Origin of the sequence: Sphingomonas phyllosphaerae 5.2, from assembly GCF_000419605.1 — a bacterium.
Taxonomy (GTDB): domain Bacteria; phylum Pseudomonadota; class Alphaproteobacteria; order Sphingomonadales; family Sphingomonadaceae; genus Sphingomonas; species Sphingomonas phyllosphaerae_B.
In genome coordinates this window covers 432,456-450,272 of sequence record NZ_ATTI01000001.1, presented here as the reverse complement: position 1 = coordinate 450,272, position 17,817 = coordinate 432,456, and the positions used below count along the sequence as shown (strand labels likewise).

Annotated in this window: 18 protein-coding genes; 12 read left to right on the top strand and 6 right to left on the bottom strand. The window is 67.2% G+C overall.

All coding sequences use genetic code 11. The features are described 5' to 3' along the window. Window positions 1-6 precede the first annotated feature (6 nt). From SPHPHY_RS0102215 to SPHPHY_RS18950, 3 genes are read left to right on the top strand one after another with little or no spacing between them, the layout of a single operon-like run. Window positions 7-1,278 (top strand): hypothetical protein, encoded by a 1,272-nt coding sequence (locus tag SPHPHY_RS0102215; RefSeq protein ID WP_022685082.1) that lies wholly within the window; start codon window positions 7-9, stop codon window positions 1,276-1,278. Beyond that, window positions 1,275-2,756 carry a GumC family protein gene (locus SPHPHY_RS18955; protein ID WP_022685081.1) on the top strand — a complete coding sequence of 494 codons (1,482 nt, stop codon included), beginning with the start codon at window positions 1,275-1,277 and terminating at the stop codon, window positions 2,754-2,756. The genes SPHPHY_RS0102215 and SPHPHY_RS18955 overlap by 4 nt, the downstream gene beginning before the upstream one ends. Continuing rightward, window positions 2,756-3,556, top strand: coding sequence for a CpsD/CapB family tyrosine-protein kinase (locus SPHPHY_RS18950; RefSeq protein ID WP_022685080.1), 801 nt, complete (start codon window positions 2,756-2,758; stop codon window positions 3,554-3,556). The genes SPHPHY_RS18955 and SPHPHY_RS18950 overlap by 1 nt, the downstream gene beginning before the upstream one ends. Window positions 3,557-3,592: 36 nt before the next feature. On the opposite strand, the gene SPHPHY_RS0102200 is transcribed toward SPHPHY_RS18950, so the two are convergent. Both SPHPHY_RS0102200 and SPHPHY_RS0102195 read right to left on the bottom strand, forming a co-directional pair. Further along, window positions 3,593-4,657: a DUF5694 domain-containing protein gene (locus SPHPHY_RS0102200; RefSeq protein WP_231370322.1), complete on the bottom strand. Its 1,065-nt coding sequence runs from the start codon at window positions 4,655-4,657 to the stop codon at window positions 3,593-3,595. 289 nt (window positions 4,658-4,946) lie between these two features. After that, window positions 4,947-5,798 carry a SurA N-terminal domain-containing protein gene (locus SPHPHY_RS0102195; RefSeq protein WP_022685078.1) on the bottom strand — a complete coding sequence of 284 codons (852 nt, stop codon included), beginning with the start codon at window positions 5,796-5,798 and terminating at the stop codon, window positions 4,947-4,949. Window positions 5,799-5,887: 89 nt separating this feature from the next. Between SPHPHY_RS0102195 and SPHPHY_RS0102190 the strand changes: the two genes are divergently transcribed. Further along, window positions 5,888-6,136 carry an XrtV sorting system accessory protein gene (locus tag SPHPHY_RS0102190; protein WP_022685077.1) on the top strand — a complete coding sequence of 83 codons (249 nt, stop codon included), beginning with the start codon at window positions 5,888-5,890 and terminating at the stop codon, window positions 6,134-6,136. Window positions 6,137-6,155: 19 nt separating this feature from the next. On the opposite strand, the gene epsI is transcribed toward SPHPHY_RS0102190, so the two are convergent. Continuing rightward, a complete protein-coding gene (gene epsI, locus SPHPHY_RS0102185) occupies window positions 6,156-6,863 on the bottom strand; it encodes an exosortase-associated protein EpsI, V-type (protein ID WP_022685076.1) in 708 nt (235 codons plus the stop codon). Continuing rightward, entirely contained in the window at window positions 6,853-7,776 is a 924-nt protein-coding gene (xrtV, locus tag SPHPHY_RS0102180; protein ID WP_231370321.1) for an exosortase V, read from the bottom strand. Before xrtV ends, epsI begins: the two co-directional genes overlap by 11 nt. Window positions 7,777-8,031: 255 nt before the next feature. Between xrtV and SPHPHY_RS0102175 the strand changes: the two genes are divergently transcribed. Further along, window positions 8,032-9,201 (top strand): glycosyltransferase family 2 protein, encoded by a 1,170-nt coding sequence (locus SPHPHY_RS0102175; protein ID WP_022685074.1) that lies wholly within the window; start codon window positions 8,032-8,034, stop codon window positions 9,199-9,201. On the opposite strand, the gene SPHPHY_RS0102170 is transcribed toward SPHPHY_RS0102175, so the two are convergent. Then, the gene (locus SPHPHY_RS0102170) at window positions 9,198-10,169 is read right to left on the bottom strand and encodes an acyltransferase family protein (RefSeq protein ID WP_022685073.1); all 972 of its coding nucleotides are present in this window, start codon (window positions 10,167-10,169) and stop codon (window positions 9,198-9,200) included. The genes SPHPHY_RS0102175 and SPHPHY_RS0102170 overlap by 4 nt on opposite strands. Window positions 10,170-10,257: 88 nt before the next feature. Here SPHPHY_RS0102170 and SPHPHY_RS0102165 point away from each other — a divergent pair, with 88 nt between their 5' ends. The 5 genes from SPHPHY_RS0102165 to SPHPHY_RS18945 all read left to right on the top strand — a co-directional run bounded on the left by SPHPHY_RS0102165 (window position 10,258) and on the right by SPHPHY_RS18945 (window position 15,546). Next, window positions 10,258-11,235 (top strand): UDP-glucuronic acid decarboxylase family protein, encoded by a 978-nt coding sequence (locus SPHPHY_RS0102165; RefSeq protein WP_022685072.1) that lies wholly within the window; start codon window positions 10,258-10,260, stop codon window positions 11,233-11,235. Window positions 11,236-11,652: 417 nt separating this feature from the next. Beyond that, window positions 11,653-11,817, top strand: coding sequence for a hypothetical protein (locus SPHPHY_RS21690; RefSeq protein ID WP_022685070.1), 165 nt, complete (start codon window positions 11,653-11,655; stop codon window positions 11,815-11,817). A gap of 272 nt (window positions 11,818-12,089) precedes the next feature. Continuing rightward, entirely contained in the window at window positions 12,090-12,818 is a 729-nt protein-coding gene (locus SPHPHY_RS0102150; protein WP_156024974.1) for a hypothetical protein, read from the top strand. Continuing rightward, complete coding sequence (locus SPHPHY_RS0102145; protein ID WP_022685068.1) at window positions 12,815-14,152, top strand: O-antigen ligase family protein; 1,338 nt, start codon at window positions 12,815-12,817, stop codon at window positions 14,150-14,152. Before SPHPHY_RS0102150 ends, SPHPHY_RS0102145 begins: the two co-directional genes overlap by 4 nt. A gap of 122 nt (window positions 14,153-14,274) precedes the next feature. Then, window positions 14,275-15,546 carry a DUF1996 domain-containing protein gene (locus SPHPHY_RS18945; protein WP_022685067.1) on the top strand — a complete coding sequence of 424 codons (1,272 nt, stop codon included), beginning with the start codon at window positions 14,275-14,277 and terminating at the stop codon, window positions 15,544-15,546. A gap of 22 nt (window positions 15,547-15,568) precedes the next feature. On the opposite strand, the gene SPHPHY_RS21685 is transcribed toward SPHPHY_RS18945, so the two are convergent. Next, the gene (locus tag SPHPHY_RS21685; RefSeq protein ID WP_156024973.1) at window positions 15,569-15,727 is read right to left on the bottom strand and encodes a hypothetical protein; all 159 of its coding nucleotides are present in this window, start codon (window positions 15,725-15,727) and stop codon (window positions 15,569-15,571) included. A 175-nt stretch (window positions 15,728-15,902) separates the two neighbouring features. Here SPHPHY_RS21685 and SPHPHY_RS0102130 point away from each other — a divergent pair, with 175 nt between their 5' ends. Beyond that, window positions 15,903-16,373 (top strand): PilZ domain-containing protein, encoded by a 471-nt coding sequence (locus SPHPHY_RS0102130; RefSeq protein ID WP_022685065.1) that lies wholly within the window; start codon window positions 15,903-15,905, stop codon window positions 16,371-16,373. 85 nt (window positions 16,374-16,458) lie between these two features. Then, window positions 16,459-17,592 carry an acyltransferase family protein gene (locus SPHPHY_RS18940; RefSeq protein ID WP_196802104.1) on the top strand — a complete coding sequence of 378 codons (1,134 nt, stop codon included), beginning with the start codon at window positions 16,459-16,461 and terminating at the stop codon, window positions 17,590-17,592. Window positions 17,593-17,817 lie beyond the last annotated feature (225 nt).

Sequence of the window (17,817 nt, the reverse complement as noted above, 5' to 3'; positions counted from 1 at the left end):
CGGCGGATGTCTCATCCGTTCCGCCCGGCGGCAGCGCTGCTGACGGTGGCGCTCGCCACCGTGCCGGCAGGGCAGGCGGTCGCGCAGGAAACCGCCGTGGCGGTCGACGTGTCGGCAGGCGGCAGCTACTCGACCAACCCGTTCCTGATCAGCGGCGACAGTGACGGCAAGGGCGCGTTCGCGACCGAATTGTCGGTCACGCCGCAGGTGATGTACCGCGACGAGCGCAGCGATGCCGCGCTGATCGCGCGTTACCGGCGCAGCGACTACATCGACCGCTACAATTCGGCGGAAGGCTATGGCTTCACCGCGCAGGCGCAACGCGCGCTCAACCCGTTGCTGAGCGCGAACGCCACCGTGTCGTTCGACAGCTCGATCGTCGGGCAGAGCGGTCTGGGTGTCGTCGGCGTCGTCGACCCTTCCCTCACCCCGGTGCCGGGCATCGGCCTTCCCGTTCCGGGCATCGGCGTTCCCGGCGTCGGCGTACCGGGCGTCAGCGTTCCTGACCTCTCGCTGATCGGGCTGAACCAGCGCCAGAATACGCTGGCGGCGTCGCTCGGCGCGACGCTGCGGGTCGGCCCGCACGACACACTGAACGGCAGCGTCAACGCGAACCGCGTCAGCTACGGCAGCAACAGCAACATCGCGCTGCTGTCGTCGCGCGGCACGGGCGCGACGATCGGCTACAGCCGTGCGCTGTCGGAGCGGACCAGCGTCGGCATACAGGGTTCGGGATCGTGGACCGAATATGACCGGAACGGCTTCCACGGCTCGTCCTATTCGCCGCAGGGCACGTTGTCGCACCGTCTCGGCGCCCAGCTGAACCTCGATCTCGCCGCCGGCGTGGTCTTCATCTCCTCCACCACGACGCGCGGCCGGTCGAACGTCACCGGCTTCTCGGGCAGCCTCAGCGGATGCCACACCGGCAACCGCTCGGCGCAATGCCTGCGCGCGTACAGCGACGCACAGGCGACCGCGCTGGGCGACATTTCGCGTCGGTATGGCGGCTCGTTCGACTATTCGTATCGGCTGCGCGAGAACGACGTGCTGCGCGCCTCGATCGGCTATTCGCGACTGGTCGCGACATCCGACAACACGCTCCAGATCCCGCAGGTCAGTTATCTCAACGCCGACGCCGCCTACGAACGCAGCTTCACGCGGCGGTTCTTCGGGGGTGCATCGGTCGGGTATCGCCAGGCGACCGGCGGCGGGCTGGGCAATCCATCCGACCTGATCTTCAGGCTTTTCGTACGAACCAGACTGGGTGACCGCCGGTGAGCGACAGCGTAGATTTCGGCGAGGAATCGCCCGCCGGTGGCGGCGGCTTCATCAATTACATTCCGCGTATCCTGTGGGAACGCAAATGGTTCATCATCGTGCCGTTCGTGGTCCTCTCGATCGCGGGCATCGTGACCGCGTTCGTGCTGCCGCGCGTGTACCGTTCCAGCGCGACATTGCTGGTCGAATCGCAGGAGCTGCCGACCACGCTGGTCAGTTCGCCGATGAACTCGATCATCGATCAGCGGATCGCCAAGATCCGTGAGCAGGTGCTCAGCCGCGGCGACCTGATCGAGTTGATCGAACAGAACAATCTTTACGAAAGCGAGCGGCGCTCCAAGCCGCTGTCGTCGATCGTGACGGCGATGCAGGATGCCACCAAGCTGGCGGCGGTGAGCGGCGACCTCGGTGCAGGCGGCGGTGCGCAGCCGGGCGGCACCAGCACGATCGCGTTCACGATGAGCTACGATTACGGCGATCCTGCAAAGGCGCAGGCGGTGATGCAGAGCTTCGTCAGCCGCTTCCTGGAGATCGACGCCACCACCATGGCGGCGCAGGCCAACAACACGGTCGACTTCCTCCAGGACCAGTCGCGCAAGCTGACCGACGAGATCAACCGCATCGAGGCGCAGATCACCGGCATCAAGTCGCGCAACGGCAGCGCGCTGGCGACCGGCGGGATGGTCATGGCACCGAACACCGGCGGCTACAGTGCGCAAATCGCACAATTGCAGGGCGAGAACCGGCAGTTGATGGCGCAGGCGCGGCGCGGCGGCGGCAAGGACCCGCTGGTGCAGCAGGCCGAGGCGGCGCTGGTCGCGGCACGCGCGGTCTTCGCGGAGAGCCATCCGGACGTGGTGCGCGCCAAGTCGCGGTTGCAGCAGGCGCAGGAGATCGCCGCCTCGCAGGGCGGCACGACCGACGACGCGCTGCTTCAGGGCCAGATCCAGGCGAACAACGCCCAGATCTCCCAGCTCGAGCAATATCGGGCGCAGGACAGCGCGCGTGCCGCCGCCGGCATGGCCGCGCAGGCGCGCGGGCCGGCGTTGCAGGAGGAGGTCTCGCAGCTCGAAGCACGCGCCGCCGGCCTGCGCGAACAGTTGCGCGACATCTCAGGCAACGTGCTGCGCGCGCAGAATTCCGCGCGGATGGCGCAGGAGCAGAAGGGTGAGCGGCTGTCGGTCGTCGATCCGCCCTCGGTGCCGGACAAGCCGGTCTCGCCCAACCGCCTGTTGCTGGTCGGCGGCGGGATCGCGGCCGGGCTCGGGCTTGGGCTCGTACTGGCGCTGGCGATCGAATTCCTGATGCGCCCGATCCGTGGCGTAGGCCAGTTGCAAGGACTCGGGCTCGAACCGCTCGCGCTCGTGCCGACCTTTACCGCGGATCTGGCGCCCGGCGAGAAGCCGCGCAGCCGCTTCCGGTTGCCGACCTGGGGCGCGCGCCGCCGCAAGGCGACGTCGCCGCAAGGGGGGCTGTGATGACCGAGGTAGTGATGACGAAGATCACCAGCGACCTGCGACCGGAGGTGCCGATCCCGACGTTGCAGGAGGCGCAGCAGTTCGATTGGTCGACCGCCACCGCCAAGCAGCGCGGCATCTATGGCTTCGACAGCCGCGACGTGCGTTCACGCCCGTTCAACATGCTGCGCTCGCGGTTGATGAAGCTGCATCGTAACAAGGGCTGGCGGCTGTTCGGGATCGTCTCGGCGACACCGGGCGTCGGCAAGTCGTTCATTGCGACCAACCTCGCCGCGGCGCTGTCACGCACGCCGGGTGTCGACACGACGTTGCTCGACCTCGATCTGCGGCGCGGCTCGATCGCGTCGAACTTCGGCATTCCGGTCGAGCGGGGAATGCGCAATTTCCTGGAGGGCACCGTGCCGACGCTGGGCGAGCTGGCGGTACATCCCGAGGGCGAGCGGCTGGTGATCCTGCCGACCGACAATGCCCCGGCACGCTCGGCCGAGCTGCTGTCGTCGCCGCGCATGGATGCGATGGTCGCGTCGATGCGCGCGCGTCCGACGCACAGCCTGTTCCTGTGCGACCTGCCGCCGGTGTTCGCCAATGATGACGCGGCGATCATCACCACCAAGCTCGACGCGTTCATCATGATCGTCGAGGAGGGCCGCACCACGCGCAAGCAGATCCAGGACGCGCTGCACGTCCTCGATCAGGCACCATGCGCGGGCGTGGTGCTCAACCGCTTCGACGGCGGCCTGCTTGCCGATAGCTACGGCTACGGATACGGCGCCGGATACAGCGATTATTACAACAAGTAACGGGCGGCGCGGGTGCCCGTCGGGGCGCCCGCCATGTCATTCCAGCACCTTGCCCGCATCGACCAGCCGCACGTCGTGCATCTGGTTCAGATAGGCCTCGTAATAGCCTTTGTGCGCCGCGCCGACGATCGCCAGCAACCGCGTTCCAGGCCGCAGCGACAGCACGTCGCGGATATTCGCGACCATCCGCAGGTTCCGCACTTCCCAGTAACCGACATAGCCGCGCCCGAACCGCTGCGGCGACGGCTCGACCAGCGCCGCCCCGAAGTCGCTGCGGTAGGCGAGCTCCTGCGCTTCGGGGGTGTTGTACGCGCGATATAGGGCGAGCAACCCGCCCGGCATGGCAACACGCGCATCCAGCCGCTGACTCGCGGCGGTGCGCCGCTTGCCGAACGGATTGTCCCACGCCCTCGCGATCGCTGCGCCATACGCCGCCTCCTGATCCGCCGGGGTGGGCGCATCGGCGGTGTGATCATCGACGCTGTGAAGCCGCTCCAGCCCAAGCCGGGCGGCAAGCGCGGCGGCAACCCAGTCGCTTTCGCCGGGAGCCTTCCAGGCGCGTTCCAGCGCCGCAACCATCGCCGCGTCGAGCCCATCGCCCGCGCGCCGCTCCGAAATCGACAGCCGCAGCCATTGCACCATCGCCGACCCCGGCTCGCCTGCGGCGAGGAACAGCGCGGCGAGCCGTCGACGTTGCATGGCCTTCGGCGCCCGCGGCCAGTCCGCAAGCATCAGCTCCGCCGCCGCCGTCGCCGCGGGCACGTCGAGCCCAAGCGCCGTGCGTGCCGCAGACGTGTCAGGACACCATCTGGCGGCACTCTCGGCATAACGCGCGGGGTAGCGGCGCATCGCATCGCATTGCAGCCCGGACACATTCTCAACGGCGATCGCCTCCGGTCGCCACGCCGCCAGCCGGTCCAGCAGCGGCGTCATCATCGCGTGACGCAACGTCTCGTAACCGGAGAGATGGGGGCTGCCGAGCACCAGCACCTGGTTCGGCGGGCCGGGCGGCGGTCCTTTCAGCCGGTCGGGGTGGAAGCTGGGTGCGTAATCCTGCGCAGCGGCCACCGTCGCCACACCTGCCAGCAGCAGAGACGCCACACTTCCGATCTTCGCCCTGCCTCGCATCATCACCTCCTGACCAAGCGGACATGATGCAGGTAGTGCGCTACCGCCACAAGCCGGACGGCACCAACGCGGGGGTGCGGAAACGCCGGCCCAGGAGCAGTATCGACAGGCGCAGCAGCGTCAGCGCTTCCGGCGCATTGATCCAGCGCCGCGGTGTTCACCCGCCGGAATAGATGCACGCTTCCGGTTAACGGCCACAGGTCGACCGGACCACATGAGGGGTAGGCTCGACGTCCAGATCCGGACGTCGAGCCTGCCTGGCTTACTTCTTCGCGGCGCCGGCGGCCGGGCTCGCCGCCGCGACCGGAGCATAGCCATCCTGATATTCGATCTTGGCCTTGGAGCGCAGTTGCTTGACCGCACTGGACAGGCCGGTGCGCGTGTTCTGCTGGCGCATCGCAGCGATCGCCGCCTTGCGCATGTCGTCCTGCGACATCGGCACCGGCTCGCGCCCGACGATCACGTTCGCATAAAGCTTGCCGTTGGCAGGCAGCACGAACGGTTCGGTCGGCGGCAGCGCGAAGATGCGCTTCAGCGCCTCGGGCGGCACGCTGCCGGTGTCGAGCTTCCCGGAGGTACGCGTGAACGGGATCTTCAGGCGAGTCAGCGTCTCGACAACCGCATCCAGCGAATGTGCATCGGCCAGCGGCGCCAGCGCCTTGGTGTCCGACGGCGGATCGATCGCGACCTGCTGGAGCGTCAGGATCTGGCGCTGCGCGAAGGCAGAGGGGTTCTGCGCGATGAAGGCGTCGACCGCGGCCTGATCGGGCAGCTTCTGGCTGCCGGCCTGCCGCTCGGCGTTCATCGAGATCAGCAGTTCGTCGGTCATGCGGCGCTGGCGGCTCAGGAACTCCGGCGACTTGTCGATGCCGTTCTTGCGTGCGTCCTGCGCCAACAGGCGACGGTCGATCAATCCCTGCAGCAATTGCTGGCGCGCCAGTTTCTGGTCAGCGCTGGGCGGCACGTTGGCCAGTTGCAGCTCGCCGTTCAGCTCCCCGGCCGAGATCTCCTCGCCGTTCACCACGGCCACGCTCTGCCCGGTCGCCTTCCGGTCGCACGCCGCGGTCGTCAGCAACAGCGCGGTCATCGCGAGCAGTGCACTACGCTTCAACATTAAAGGTCCCCCTCGATCGATCCGGCACCGTTACTAGCACCGCCTGAACAAATCCTGTAGTGCATCGCTGCGGACTATGGGAACCTCGAATGGAAACGGTTTACGATTGGGTCACTCTGGCCATCTTCGCCGGCCTCGTCGTGCTGTTCCTACAGCGGTCGATGTCGGATGAGCGGCAGGATTCGATGATCCCCTATATGGCGGGCGCCGCGATGTGTGCGCTGGCCAATTATCTCGGCAACGGCGGCCACGATCTGTTGGCGGGCGTGTTGATCGTCGCCAACCTCGCCTTCATCATCCTGGTATTGAAGCCGATCGACCTGCCACGCCGCTCCTGACGCGGCAACGGCCGCCGGATCAGCGCGCGTCGATGTCCAGCATCCGGCGCACGTCCGCTGGCACCTGCGCGAACATCGACCGTACGAACTCGGATGCGGCCGCCATGCCGGCCGCACGATCGTTGGTCAGCGTCGACACGCGCACCAGCACCGCGTCCGGCACGTCACCCTTCAGGTTGGCGCGCGCCACCGACCAGCGCTGCCGCGCCCAGGTGGTCGGCATGTCCTCGCCCACGCGCGTCCAGTACAGGATCTGCTCGCTCCGGTCGTCCGCCTGCGCCGAAATGGCGGTCGCATCCAGCGTGCTGCCCGGCAACTGCACCGGCAGGATCGCGCGATCCGACAAGGTGAAGCCGCCCGCGGGGTAGCAATATTCCGGCCGGTGCACCTGCAACACGCCGGTCTGCCCGCCGCTCTGCGCGATCAGCAGCATGATGGGCAGCGCGTCGGCCGACAGATAGACCCGCGTCAACAGCTGTGCGTACAATGCATCCTTCAACTGATCGGCCGGCGGGACGACCAGCCCGCTCTTGGAATAGAATTCCCAGCGCCCGATCCGGCTCGGGATCAGCTTGTCGAGCTTGCGGTCGCCCAGCAGGTCGATGTGACGGCCCGGCACCCGCGCCGCCGCCACACCGGCGGTGACCAGAAACGCCCCGCCCAGCATCGCACTCCGGCGGTTGAGCAGCACGTTGTCGGAACGGTCGTCGCGGCGGTCAGTCGTCATCGCCATTCCCCAAAGCGCGACGCAGCGGCGTGGCCAGCCCGTCCAGCGCGAAGATCGTGAGTACCGAGATCAGGAACATGACCAACCCGGCGAAATCGTGCGCGAAGCCCTGCGCCGCGGCATCGCCGAAATAGTAGGTGATGAGAATCAACAGGATGACGCGCATGAAATTGGCGAACACCGCGATCGGCACGATCGTCAGCATCAGCAGCGCGGCGTATCGCCAATTGGCGCGGTGACGGACATAGACGTAGAAAAGGCAAATCGCAGTCAGGCTGATGATCGAATTCAGCCCCGCGCAGGCCGCCGCCACCAACAGGTCGTATTGCGCGATCTGGATCGACACGCCCGAGCTGCCGATCGGATAACCGAGCGCGTGGAGCAGATTCACCGCCTGCTCGGAGATCGCGATCTTGATCGGCTGGGTGATGATCGCCACCAGCTGGTCGGGCGGCGGGAAGATGAAGCCCAGATACAGCAGCGGGAACCACAATTCGCGCAACACCGGGCCGCCGAACAGCAGGTACCCCGTACCCAGCAACGCACCATACAGCGCAAAGCCCTCGATCTCGATGATCCCGGTGATGCGCGCGACCATATAGGTCAGCAGGCAAACGGCGACGAACGCACTGCCCAGCAACGCATTGCCACGTTCGCGCAGGCGCAGCGCCGCGGGCACCTCGCGCCACATCAGCCACAGGCCCGTCGCCAGCACCAGCGGGCCATGCCCACCCTGCTCGGTCGACCAGCTGACGCGTGCGATGGTCAGCATCGTGGGGATCGCCAGCGCGGCGATTCCCACGACCAGCAGCCAGACGGCAGGCGACAGCGCCGGCCACTTGAACGGCACCCCTCCCCGCCCGGCCGGCTTGCGGTCCGCGGTTTCCCATGTTCCCAGGGCTTCGTTGTTCACCTTGTTCGATTCCAACGCGCGGGCACGATCCGAGCTGGCACCGGCGCCCCTTCCGGCATTTCCTCTCTAGACACCCCTGCCCTCCCCTGCAACCGACCCGACCGCGCACCGGCCTCCGGACACTCCCGTCGCGGGACATCGCCTCCTTGGGGGCGCTTTCGTCAACGTCCGGTAAAGTCCGGTCTGGCATGGCGATTGTGCGCGGCACCCCCTACAGCCGGCGCGAGCAAAGCGGAGGAACACGGCGTGTCGGCAATGGAGGTGATCGCGACGATCGTGGCGGTGGTGCTCGCCGCACCGCTCGTGCTGATGACCGCGACGTTCGCGATCGAGGTGATCGCCGGACTTCGCGCGACGCCGACCGCGCGCGATGGCGCGATCGACGTGCCGGAGACCGTCATCGTCATGCCGGCGCACGACGAGGCGACGATCATCGCCGCCACGCTGACGCGGCTCCTGCCGGAGTTGCCGCCCACGCACCGCGTGCTGGTCGTCGCCGACAATTGCGATGACGATACCGCCGACATCGCCGAACGCGCAGGCGCCGGCGTGCTCCGCCGCAACGACCCGACGCGGCGCGGAAAGGGCTACGCGCTCGCCCACGCCCGTGACCATCTCGCCGCCGCGCCGCCCGCGGTGGTGATGGTGCTCGACGCGGACGGCGCGACCGATCGCGAATCGCTGGTCGCGATGGCACGCGCCGCCGCGACCCGCCCGGTGCAGGCGGTCAACCTGCTCAGCCCGGACCTCGCCGCCGCACCGATGGTGCAGGTCTCGAATTTCGCCTTCGTCATCAAGAACCTGATTCGCCAGCGCGGGCTGTGGCGATTGGCGGGGCGCGTCAACCTGACCGGCACCGGCATGGCCTTCCCATGGCCGGTGTTCCGCGACGCCGGGCTCGCGACCGCCGACATCGTCGAGGATCTGGCGCTCGGGCTTGAGCTTGCACGCCGCGGCCAGTTACCGGGGTTCGCCGCCGACGCGACGGTGTGGAGCGCGGCGAGCAGCGCGGAGGGCACGCTGAAGCAACGCACCCGCTGGGAGGGCGGCTTCCTCGCCACCTCGCGCACCCGCGCGCTTCCTGCCATCGGCGCAGCGCTGCGCGCCGGCGACCTACGCGGGCTGTGGGCGGGGCTCAGCCTCGCGGTTCCGCCGCTGACGCTGCTGCTGCTTCTCGATGCGGCCGGACTGATGCTGCTCGCCTTGCTGGCGCTGGCGGGTGCGTCGGCGTGGCCGGCGGTGCTGCTCGCGACGCTGCTGCTGCTCTCGCTCGTCGCGTTGGCGGTGGCGTGGGCGCGCGTCGGGCGGCCATTCCTGTCCGGCGCCGCGGCGGCGCGGCTGCCGCTGTACATCCTCTGGAAAATCCCGCTCTATCTTGGGCTCGCGCGCAAGCGCCCGACCAGCTGGCTGCGCGCCGGGCGCTAGCCCGCCGCCACCGGCACGCGGCGTCGTTCGATCCGCTTGCCCAACTCGATCATCGGCTGCTCGAAGCGCGTGGTCGACAGATGCGCCGCCGCGAACGTCACCGCGAACAGCAGCGGACGCTTGGCATAGCGGACCAGCTTGTCGCCGCTGCCCAGCCACGTCGCCGACAGCATGCCGTGGAAGACGTAGAGCGCGTAGGAGATCTCCGCGATGTAACGCGCCGGCCGTGACGCGAACAGCGAGCGCATCCACGCCGGCGCCGCGACGATCGACGTACCGACCGCGCCGGCCGCGAAATACGGGCGCAGATACCCCAGCGCACCGGTCGCCTCGTGCGCCGACGCCACCGTCAATGCGAGCAGCACGAACGGTAGCCAGATCGGCCATGCGCGCTCGCGTTCACCGTGCCGGGCATAGAGAAGGGCCAGCGTCGCGCCCGCCAGGATCTCGTCGACCCGCTGCCAGGTGTAGATGCTCAGCACCGCGCCTTGCAGGATGCGCACCACCGTCACCGCGACGCACAGCCCGGGCAGCACGCGCAGCCCGCGCGCGCCGCACACCCCCACCAGCACCGCGATGCCGAGATAGAATTGCACCTCGACGCACAGACTCCACAGATGCTCGCCGCCATGCATCAGCCTGGCCGGCGGCAGGTTGGCGAAGAAGAGGAAATTGGCCGCAACCTTCGACGCGTCGGCACGGGTCGCGAGCGCCAGCGCGAGCATCGCCGCCCACGCCAGTGGCACGATGCGGAACAGTCGCCGGATCAGGAAGGCGCGCACGTCCGGGCGGCGCAGCATGAACTGCGTGATCAGGAAGCCTGACAGCGTGAAGAAGATCGCCATCCCGGTCGCCGCGATCGCGCCGTTCATGCCAAATCGGCCCGGCCCGAGTGGCAGCAGGTGCCCGGCGAGCACCAGGAGGATGCTGAGCGCGCGCCAGCCGTCGAGGATCGCGATCCGCTTCATCGTGCGGTTTCCATAACAATGTTTGCGGGTTGCGTAACGCCTCCTTAGTAGCGATCCGCCTAACGCGTCGTGATCGATCGCACGAACGATGGAAAAGGGATTCAGCCGGATGGCGCGTAATTATCAATCACGCAAACGGGTTCTGGTCACCGGGGGCGCAGGGTTCCTGGGATCGCACCTGATCGACCGGCTGCTGGAGCGCGGCGACGAAGTGGTGTGCGTCGACAACCTGTTCACCGGCGCCAAGCGCAACATCGACCATCTGCACGGCAATCCGCGCTTCGAATTCATGCGCCACGACGTGTGTTTCCCGCTCTACGTGGAGGTCGACGAGATCTACAATCTCGCCTGCCCGGCGTCGCCGATCCACTATCAATACGATCCGGTCCAGACGACCAAGACCAGCGTTCACGGCGCGATCAACATGCTGGGGCTCGCGAAACGGCTGAAGTGCCGGATCTTCCAGGCCTCGACCAGCGAAGTCTACGGCGATCCGCACGTCCATCCGCAGAAGGAGGACTATTGGGGCAACGTCAATCCGATCGGCATCCGCTCCTGCTACGACGAGGGCAAGCGCTGCGCCGAAACGTTGTTCTTCGACTATCACCGCCAGACCGGTCTGGACGTGAAGGTCGCGCGCATCTTCAACACCTACGGCCCGCGCATGCACCCGGCAGACGGGCGCGTGGTCAGCAACTTCATCATGCAGGCGCTCCGGAACGAGCCGATCACGATGTACGGCGACGGCTCGCAGACGCGCAGCTTCTGCTACCGTGACGATCTGGTCGAAGGTTTCCTGAAGCTGATGGACAGCGAACCCGGCTTCCCCGGCCCGGTCAACATCGGCAACCCCAACGAGTTCACGATCCGCGAGCTGGCGGAGCTTGTGATCGAGCTGACCGATTCGAAGTCGACGCTCGATTTCCGCCCGCTGCCGCAGGACGATCCGTTGCAGCGGCAGCCGGACATCACGCTCGCCCGCACGAAGCTCGGCTGGGAACCCAAGGTGCAGCTGCGCGAGGGGCTGGGCCGCACGATCGAATACTTCCGCGACTTCGCCGGCTGATCCATGCCCGCCCGCTCCGCCTACCTACCCGGCGCCGCCGTCGCGGTGGCTGCCAGGTGGGCGGAACGTGGTGTCGCCCAGTTCCTGCGTTTCGTGGCCGCAATCGCGCCGGCGCTTTTCGACACGCATCAGATCGTGTCAGGCGAGGTGATCGGGAGATCGCCCTGTGGCCGGGTATGGCGCAGTGATTATCGGCCGTGCTTGTACGTTGGGGTTCGAGGTCTATTTCTGCCTCTGCTTCAGCGCGTTCATGATCACGGGGTTCGGCCGCGGCCGGGTGCTCAGTACAGTGGCATGGGGCATCAACTGGCCTGCTGCCGTTAGCGGGCACGATTGGGATGAGAGCGGCCGGCCGGCTACCGCACCGGGCGGCGGCGCTCGCGTTCCTCGGCGACGTCACATGGCCTGCTCGTCGACGTGCCGATCCTCGCGCCGCTGGCCTGCCTGCGCGGCTCCGCGGCAGGCATCGTGCTGGCGACCGCCATCATCACGACGCTGATCGCGGCGCTGTCGGTTCCGGCCTTCACCTGGCTGGAGCGACCGCTGCTGCGCCACCTGCGACGCCTGACGCGTCGCGGATAACGGCGGACGTCTGTCAGAGCGACCGCCGCGGAACTCACGATGAAGCGATTATCGCAGGCTCACCCATCGGACCCGCCCGGTCTCTCGAATTTAACGCGTGCGATGCTAGAGAGCCGGGATCGGATCGATACCGCTCGATTCGCATCGCTTATCGGACGACAGCACTACCGGCATGACGTGCCTTGTACCAAAGCCATCATCGGTCGCGCTGCACATTCCCGAAGGCGGGGTGGCAGGCGTGGCCGCAGCGCGATTCGTCAGGATATAAAGCGATGCTGTTCGATCAATTCGACGCCGTCCGCATCATCAACCTGAAGCACCGGACGGACCGGCGTGCGCAGATGGAGGGCGAATTGCGCCGGCTGGGCGCCAGCGGCGATCCGCGCGTCGCCTTCTTCGACGCCTGTCGCTTCGACCAGCCCGGCACCTTCACGTCGATCGGCGCGCGCGGCGTCTATCATAGCCAGCTCGCGATCCTGGAGGAGGCCGCCGCACAGGGCAGCAGCGTGCTGATCCTGGAGGACGACGTCGACTTCACCTCCACGGCACGCGACACGACGCTGCCCGCCGACTGGCAGATATTCTACGGCGGCCATTACGCCTCCCGGCCAGAGGATTTGCGCGACAGCGACATCATCGGCGCGCATTGCATGGGGTTTCGGGCCGATGTGGTCCCCGCGCTCGCCACATATCTGCGCGGGTTGCTCGCGCTTGACGACCATCCTCCCATCGACGGCGCTTACGTCTGGTATCGCCGCGCCCACCCGGAGATCGCGACGCATTTCGCGGTGCCGCCGATCGCGAACCAGCGCCCGTCGCGCACCGACATCGCGGACCAGCGCTTTTTCGATCGCTGGCCGGGGTTGCGCGAAGCCGCGGGGCTGGCGCGCCAAGGCAAACGACTCGCCGCGCGCGACCCGGCCGCCTTCCGACGTCGCGCCCTGCTCCTGGGTGTCGGTGGCGGCGCGGTCGCGGCGCTGTTGGCGGTGGCACTCGCATGAAGTGGATCGCGATCCTCTTCGTCGCAGCGTTGCTGCCGGCCGCGATCGGCTGGATGCGGAACAAGCCGCAGCATCTGCCGCGCGTCATGGTGGCACTGGGCCTCGCGCCGTTCTTCTCGGGCATTCTCCACCTCACGGCGTCGCCGATCTCCTGGGCGGGGTGGCCAGGGTTCAACAAGGGGCTGGAGCTGTCGATCGTCGACGCGATCTCGGTCGCGCTGATCGCCTCGGCCCCGGCACGCACGCGCGTCGCGCACCTGCGCTGGCCGATCGGATTGTTCGCCGGATTGGTGCTGCTCAGCGCCACGCAGACCGACACGCCGATGCCGACGTTCTTCTATGCCTGGCAGCTCGCGCGCGTCGCCTTGCTCATCACCGCGGTGGCGATCGCCTGCCGCGATCCGCGCGCGCCGACCGCGCTGCTCAAGGGGCTAGTATTCGGCCTCGGCTATCAGGCGCTGGTGTCGATCAACGAGCGCGCGCACGGCGTGGTGCAGGCGGCCGGTACGTTCGGGCACCAGAACCTGCTGGGCATGATCACGCATTTCGTTGTCTTCCCCTCGCTGGCGGTCCTGCTCGCGACGAAGAAGGTCAAGTGGATGTGGCTCGGCCCGGTCGCGGGCGGCATCATCGCCATCCTCGCGGCATCGCGCGCGACGCTGGGGCTGTCGGGGTTAGGAGTCGTCCTTCTGCTCGGACTGTCGCTGCTGCGCCGCTCGACCGCCCGCAAGCGGAAGGTCGCGGCACTGGGCGTGGTCGCCCTCGCCCTCGCCGCGCCGTTGGCGATGCTCACGCTCGGCGCACGTTTCGAGAAGGCGCCGCTGGAAGGTGGCTATGATGAACGTGCCGCGTTCGAGAAGGCCGCGAAGGCGATGCTCAACGACTACCCGCTGGGCGTCGGCGCGAACCATTATGTGATCGTCGCCAACACGCGTGGCTATTCGGAGCGGGCCGGCGTGGCGCCGGTGTTCGGCAGCCGCAGCGCACACGTCCACAACCTCTACCTGCTGACCGCCGCCGAGACCGGATATGCCGGGTTCATCGCCATCATCATCATCATGGTGCTGCCGGTCTTCACCGCGCTGCGCTGCGCATGGCGTTTCCGCAATGATCCGCGTGGCGAGCTGCTGGTCGGCGCGGCGGTGACGCTGACGATCGCGGCGCTTCATTCGATGTACGAGTGGATCTTCGTCTACGCGACCGTGCAGTATCTCTACGCGATGTGCGTCGGGTTGATCGCCGGGATCGCCCAGCAGATGGGCTTTTGGGGGACCCCACGTCGCCGGCGGGCGGCGCCACCCCCCGAAACGCTGCCCGCCACCGAACCCGCCTGATCGCCGGGCATATTGTTTACCGCGCCCTAACCATCCCACTTCACCACGCCCTAACCAGCCGCAGGTAGAAAGAGCCATCCCCGCCGAACACGGTTCGGCGATCACGGGCATGGAGCTTTCTCATGACGTCGCTGCTGCGCTGCGCGGCACCGGGCACGCGGATGCGTCGCACCGGCCGATCCTTCACGTATCTCGCGGCCGCGCTCGCCCTTGCCTCCTGCGGTGGTGGCAGCGGTGGCGCGGGCGGCGGCGGAGCGGCCACCGCGGCTGCGCCGGTTGCGGTCACGCCGGCCGCGCCCGTCGCAGCGCCGGCGCCGAGCCCCACGCCCGTGCAGACGGTCGTCACCCCGGGCAGCCTGTCGGTCGAGGAAAACGTCGCGCCGATCGCCAGCAACTTCGAGATCAACGACGAGCTGGTCCCCTCGTGGGGCAGCGGAGAGATCGCCAAGTCCGGCGCGCCCGACACCGTCGGTGCATTCCGCTTCATCTGCAATCCCAGCCACGAGCTGCGCGACGACCCGATCGTCTTCCCGAGCCAGCCCGGCAAGTCGCACCTGCACCAGTTCTTCGGCAATACGCAGGCCAATGGCAAGTCGACCTACCAGAGCCTTCGCAGCAGCGGCGCCAGCACGTGCAACAGCCCGCTGAACCGCAGCGCCTATTGGATGCCCGCGATGCTCAACGGCAAGGGCGGCGTCGTCCGGCCCGATTTCGTCAGCATCTACTACAAGCGCATGCCCGCCTCCGATCCCGACTGCCAGCGCTTCGGCAAGGGGTGCGTCGACCTGCCCCGCGGGCTGCGCTTCGTGTTCGGCTACGACATGATCAATGGCACGCCGAAAACCGGCGCCGGCTATTACGACTGCCAGGGTCCGACCGCGAAGGCGGGCCATTATCCCGACCTCGTCGAGGCGGCGAAGAACTGTCCGGTGGGCAACCAGCTCGGCGCCGTCATCAGCGCGCCCAATTGCTGGGACGGCAAGAACCTCGACAGCGCCGACCACCGCTCGCACATCGCCTATATGAGCTACGGCGACTGGGGCTATCCCAAGTGCCCGTCCACGCACCCCTATATCATCCCCGGCTTCACGATGGGCGTCTGGTACACCGTCGACGCCGACCTTGACGTCTCGGGCAACTGGGACGGAACGAAGCCGACGTGGCACCTGTCGTCCGACGAAATGCCGGGCATGCCGATGATGCGTCCGGGCAGCACCTTCCACGCCGACTGGTTCGGCGCGTGGGACGACAGCATCATGAAGATGTGGACCGACAATTGCATCAACAAGCTGTTGAGCTGCAACGGCGGCGATCTCGGCAACGGCAAGCAGCTCAAGAACTTCGCCGACTTCAGCTGGATCGCGAAGCCGCATGTCGTAGCGATCCCGCAATGACGGCGCGTCGTGGGCGGGCCGCTCAGATCATGAAGGCGACGATTGCGGTCCAGATAAGCAGCGCCAGCGCGACGCCGAAAAGGAAGCCGCGCGGGGTCGCCAGCGGATCGACGATCCCCAGTCGATCCAGGACCAGCGGCACGCCGCTGAGCGAATATGGTTCCATACGACCCGGCCCCATCGACCCCTCCGTTTCATCATCACTGTGCCATCCGTCCCGGAACGGCACACAAACATGTCGCTGCGATGAACGAGTTGCGACGATGAAGTTTCCCCCGTCTCTCAACCGGATGCGCGTTAACTCGCCGGTAGGGGCCGGGTCGCTACTCTCCTGACCACCAACGAAAGGCGCGGCGATGCTGCTTCAAGCGATTCTGCTACCCAGCGACTCAGACGATCGCCGCTCCGCTGAGCGGCAGTCGATCAATCAACCCTCCACGCTGCGTGACGAACGGGCGCAGGCGACCGATGTCTATGTCCGCGACCTCTCCGAAACCGGCTTCAGCGTCGCCACCGACTCGCGGCTGGAGCTCGGCAGCACAGTGACGATCGGACTGCCCGGCCGTGGCCGCGCCACCGCGCGCGTCGTTCGGCAGGTTGCCGGCGGATACGGCTGCGAGTTCGTGGAGGCACTGGGCCGTGCCGAGGTGATGCAGACCTTCCGCGGCGGCACCGTCATCCACATGACCACCAGCGCACCGGTGATCGCCCCGTTCCCCGAGATCGAGATCCGCCGGCTGCCCGGTGCGGTCCGGCTCGGCGTCATCCTCGGTGGCTCGGCACTGCTGTGGGCCGCGGTTATCGGGGTGATCGCCAGCCTGGCCTGATCCCCGCAGGAGATCACATCTGCGCGCTTGCCGCCCCGCCAGCTTTGATCCTAGAGGCAGGTATTGAGGCTGGGCGGGAAAGCTGTTGCGATTGCAGGAAAACGTACGACCGACGGATCGGCAAGCGCTGCTCGGCAACCTGCAGTATCTCCGCGCGATCGCCGCTTATCTGGTCGTTCTGTATCATGCCCGGTTGCTGACGCCGATCGGTGAGATCTTCTCGTTCGATTTCGGACGGGCCGGTGTCGACATATTCTTTGTTATCAGTGGCTTCATCATCCAGTACGTCGCCGCTCGCGATGATGGCGGGCGTCCCGGCGCTTTCCTGCTGAAGCGTGTGATCCGGATCGTGCCGCTCTATTGGCTGCTGACGCTGTCGATCGCCGCAATCCTGGCGTTGGTGCCGCGGCTCGCCGGAGAAGGCGGCCTGCCCGATGCCGGAAGAAACGTTCGCTCGTTGCTCTTCATCCCGTATTTCGACGACGCCGGCGAGGTCCACCCGGTCCTCTTCATCGGGTGGACGCTCAATTACGAGATGTTCTTCTACGCGCTGTTCGCCGCCGGGCTGCTGATCGCGCGTCCGGCGTTGCGGCTTGCGGTCGTCAGTGGCGCGCTCCTCGCGCTCGTCGCGCTCGGCCTCGCCACCGCACCGCGGAGTGCGATCGGCCTCACGCTGACCAGCCCGCTGCTGCTCGAATTCGGTGCCGGGCTGTGGCTCGGTTATTGCTGGCGACGGTGGCCGATGGTCCCGGCTCGCCCACGCCACCGCGCCGCGATTCGCCTCGCGATCGTGATTGCGTTCGCCGCGCTGCCGCTAAGCGAGGCCTTTTGGCCGACCCTGCCGCAATTGCTGAAGTGGGGCGTACCCGCCGTCGTGATCGTCGCCGGCGCGCTGGCGCTGGAGCGATCCGGCGCGGGCGTCGCGCACCGCGGTGCGCTGCTGCTCGGGGAGGCCAGCTACGCGATCTACCTCGGCCATCCGTTCGTCATCAAGGCGATATCGCTGCTGTACGCCAGGTTGCATGTCGACGCATGGCTACTCCACGTGATCGCGCTGTGCGTCACAGTCGCGATCGTCGGTATTGTCGGCGTCGCGATGCACCTTCTGGTCGAGCGTCCGCTGGTCCGCCTACTGCGCCACCGGCTCGTCCCGCGCGCCCGCCCCGCAGTCGCGGCAGGAGAGTTGGGCAGCGTCGATTCGCCCCCCTTCAACGGTTGATCTCCTCAGCACGGCACGGCTTGTGACCGCGTGTACCAAACAAAGACAGAACCCGGATTTGGCCGCGCAAGAACGCGCGCGGAGCGGAACCGATCCCGTTAACAAGGATTTAACCACCGCCGCGACGGACCGCCGTACTCGCGGGGTGAAACGATCGACATGTAAATTTCGGGCTGTTTCCATCCCTTACGAAGTGTCCTATTGTTGCAATGCAGCGTAACGGCC

Bases quoted from the DNA above. Each gene is read 5' to 3' on its own strand.
- SPHPHY_RS0102215 (WP_022685082.1), top strand. From the start codon at position 7: ATGTCTCATCCGTTCCGCCCGGCGGCAGCGCTGCTGACGGTGGCGCTC.
- SPHPHY_RS18950 (WP_022685080.1), top strand. From the start codon at position 2,756: ATGACCGAGGTAGTGATGACGAAGATCACCAGCGACCTGCGACCGGAG.
- SPHPHY_RS0102195 (WP_022685078.1), bottom strand. From the start codon at position 5,798: ATGTTGAAGCGTAGTGCACTGCTCGCGATGACCGCGCTGTTGCTGACG.
- SPHPHY_RS0102190 (WP_022685077.1), top strand. From the start codon at position 5,888: ATGGAAACGGTTTACGATTGGGTCACTCTGGCCATCTTCGCCGGCCTC.
- epsI (WP_022685076.1), bottom strand. From the start codon at position 6,863: ATGACGACTGACCGCCGCGACGACCGTTCCGACAACGTGCTGCTCAAC.
- SPHPHY_RS0102175 (WP_022685074.1), top strand. From the start codon at position 8,032: ATGGAGGTGATCGCGACGATCGTGGCGGTGGTGCTCGCCGCACCGCTC.
- SPHPHY_RS0102170 (WP_022685073.1), bottom strand. From the start codon at position 10,169: ATGAAGCGGATCGCGATCCTCGACGGCTGGCGCGCGCTCAGCATCCTC.
- SPHPHY_RS0102165 (WP_022685072.1), top strand. From the start codon at position 10,258: ATGGAAAAGGGATTCAGCCGGATGGCGCGTAATTATCAATCACGCAAA.
- SPHPHY_RS0102150 (WP_156024974.1), top strand. From the start codon at position 12,090: ATGCTGTTCGATCAATTCGACGCCGTCCGCATCATCAACCTGAAGCAC.
- SPHPHY_RS0102145 (WP_022685068.1), top strand. From the start codon at position 12,815: ATGAAGTGGATCGCGATCCTCTTCGTCGCAGCGTTGCTGCCGGCCGCG.
- SPHPHY_RS18945 (WP_022685067.1), top strand. From the start codon at position 14,275: ATGACGTCGCTGCTGCGCTGCGCGGCACCGGGCACGCGGATGCGTCGC.
- SPHPHY_RS21685 (WP_156024973.1), bottom strand. From the start codon at position 15,727: ATGGGGCCGGGTCGTATGGAACCATATTCGCTCAGCGGCGTGCCGCTG.
- SPHPHY_RS0102130 (WP_022685065.1), top strand. From the start codon at position 15,903: ATGCTGCTTCAAGCGATTCTGCTACCCAGCGACTCAGACGATCGCCGC.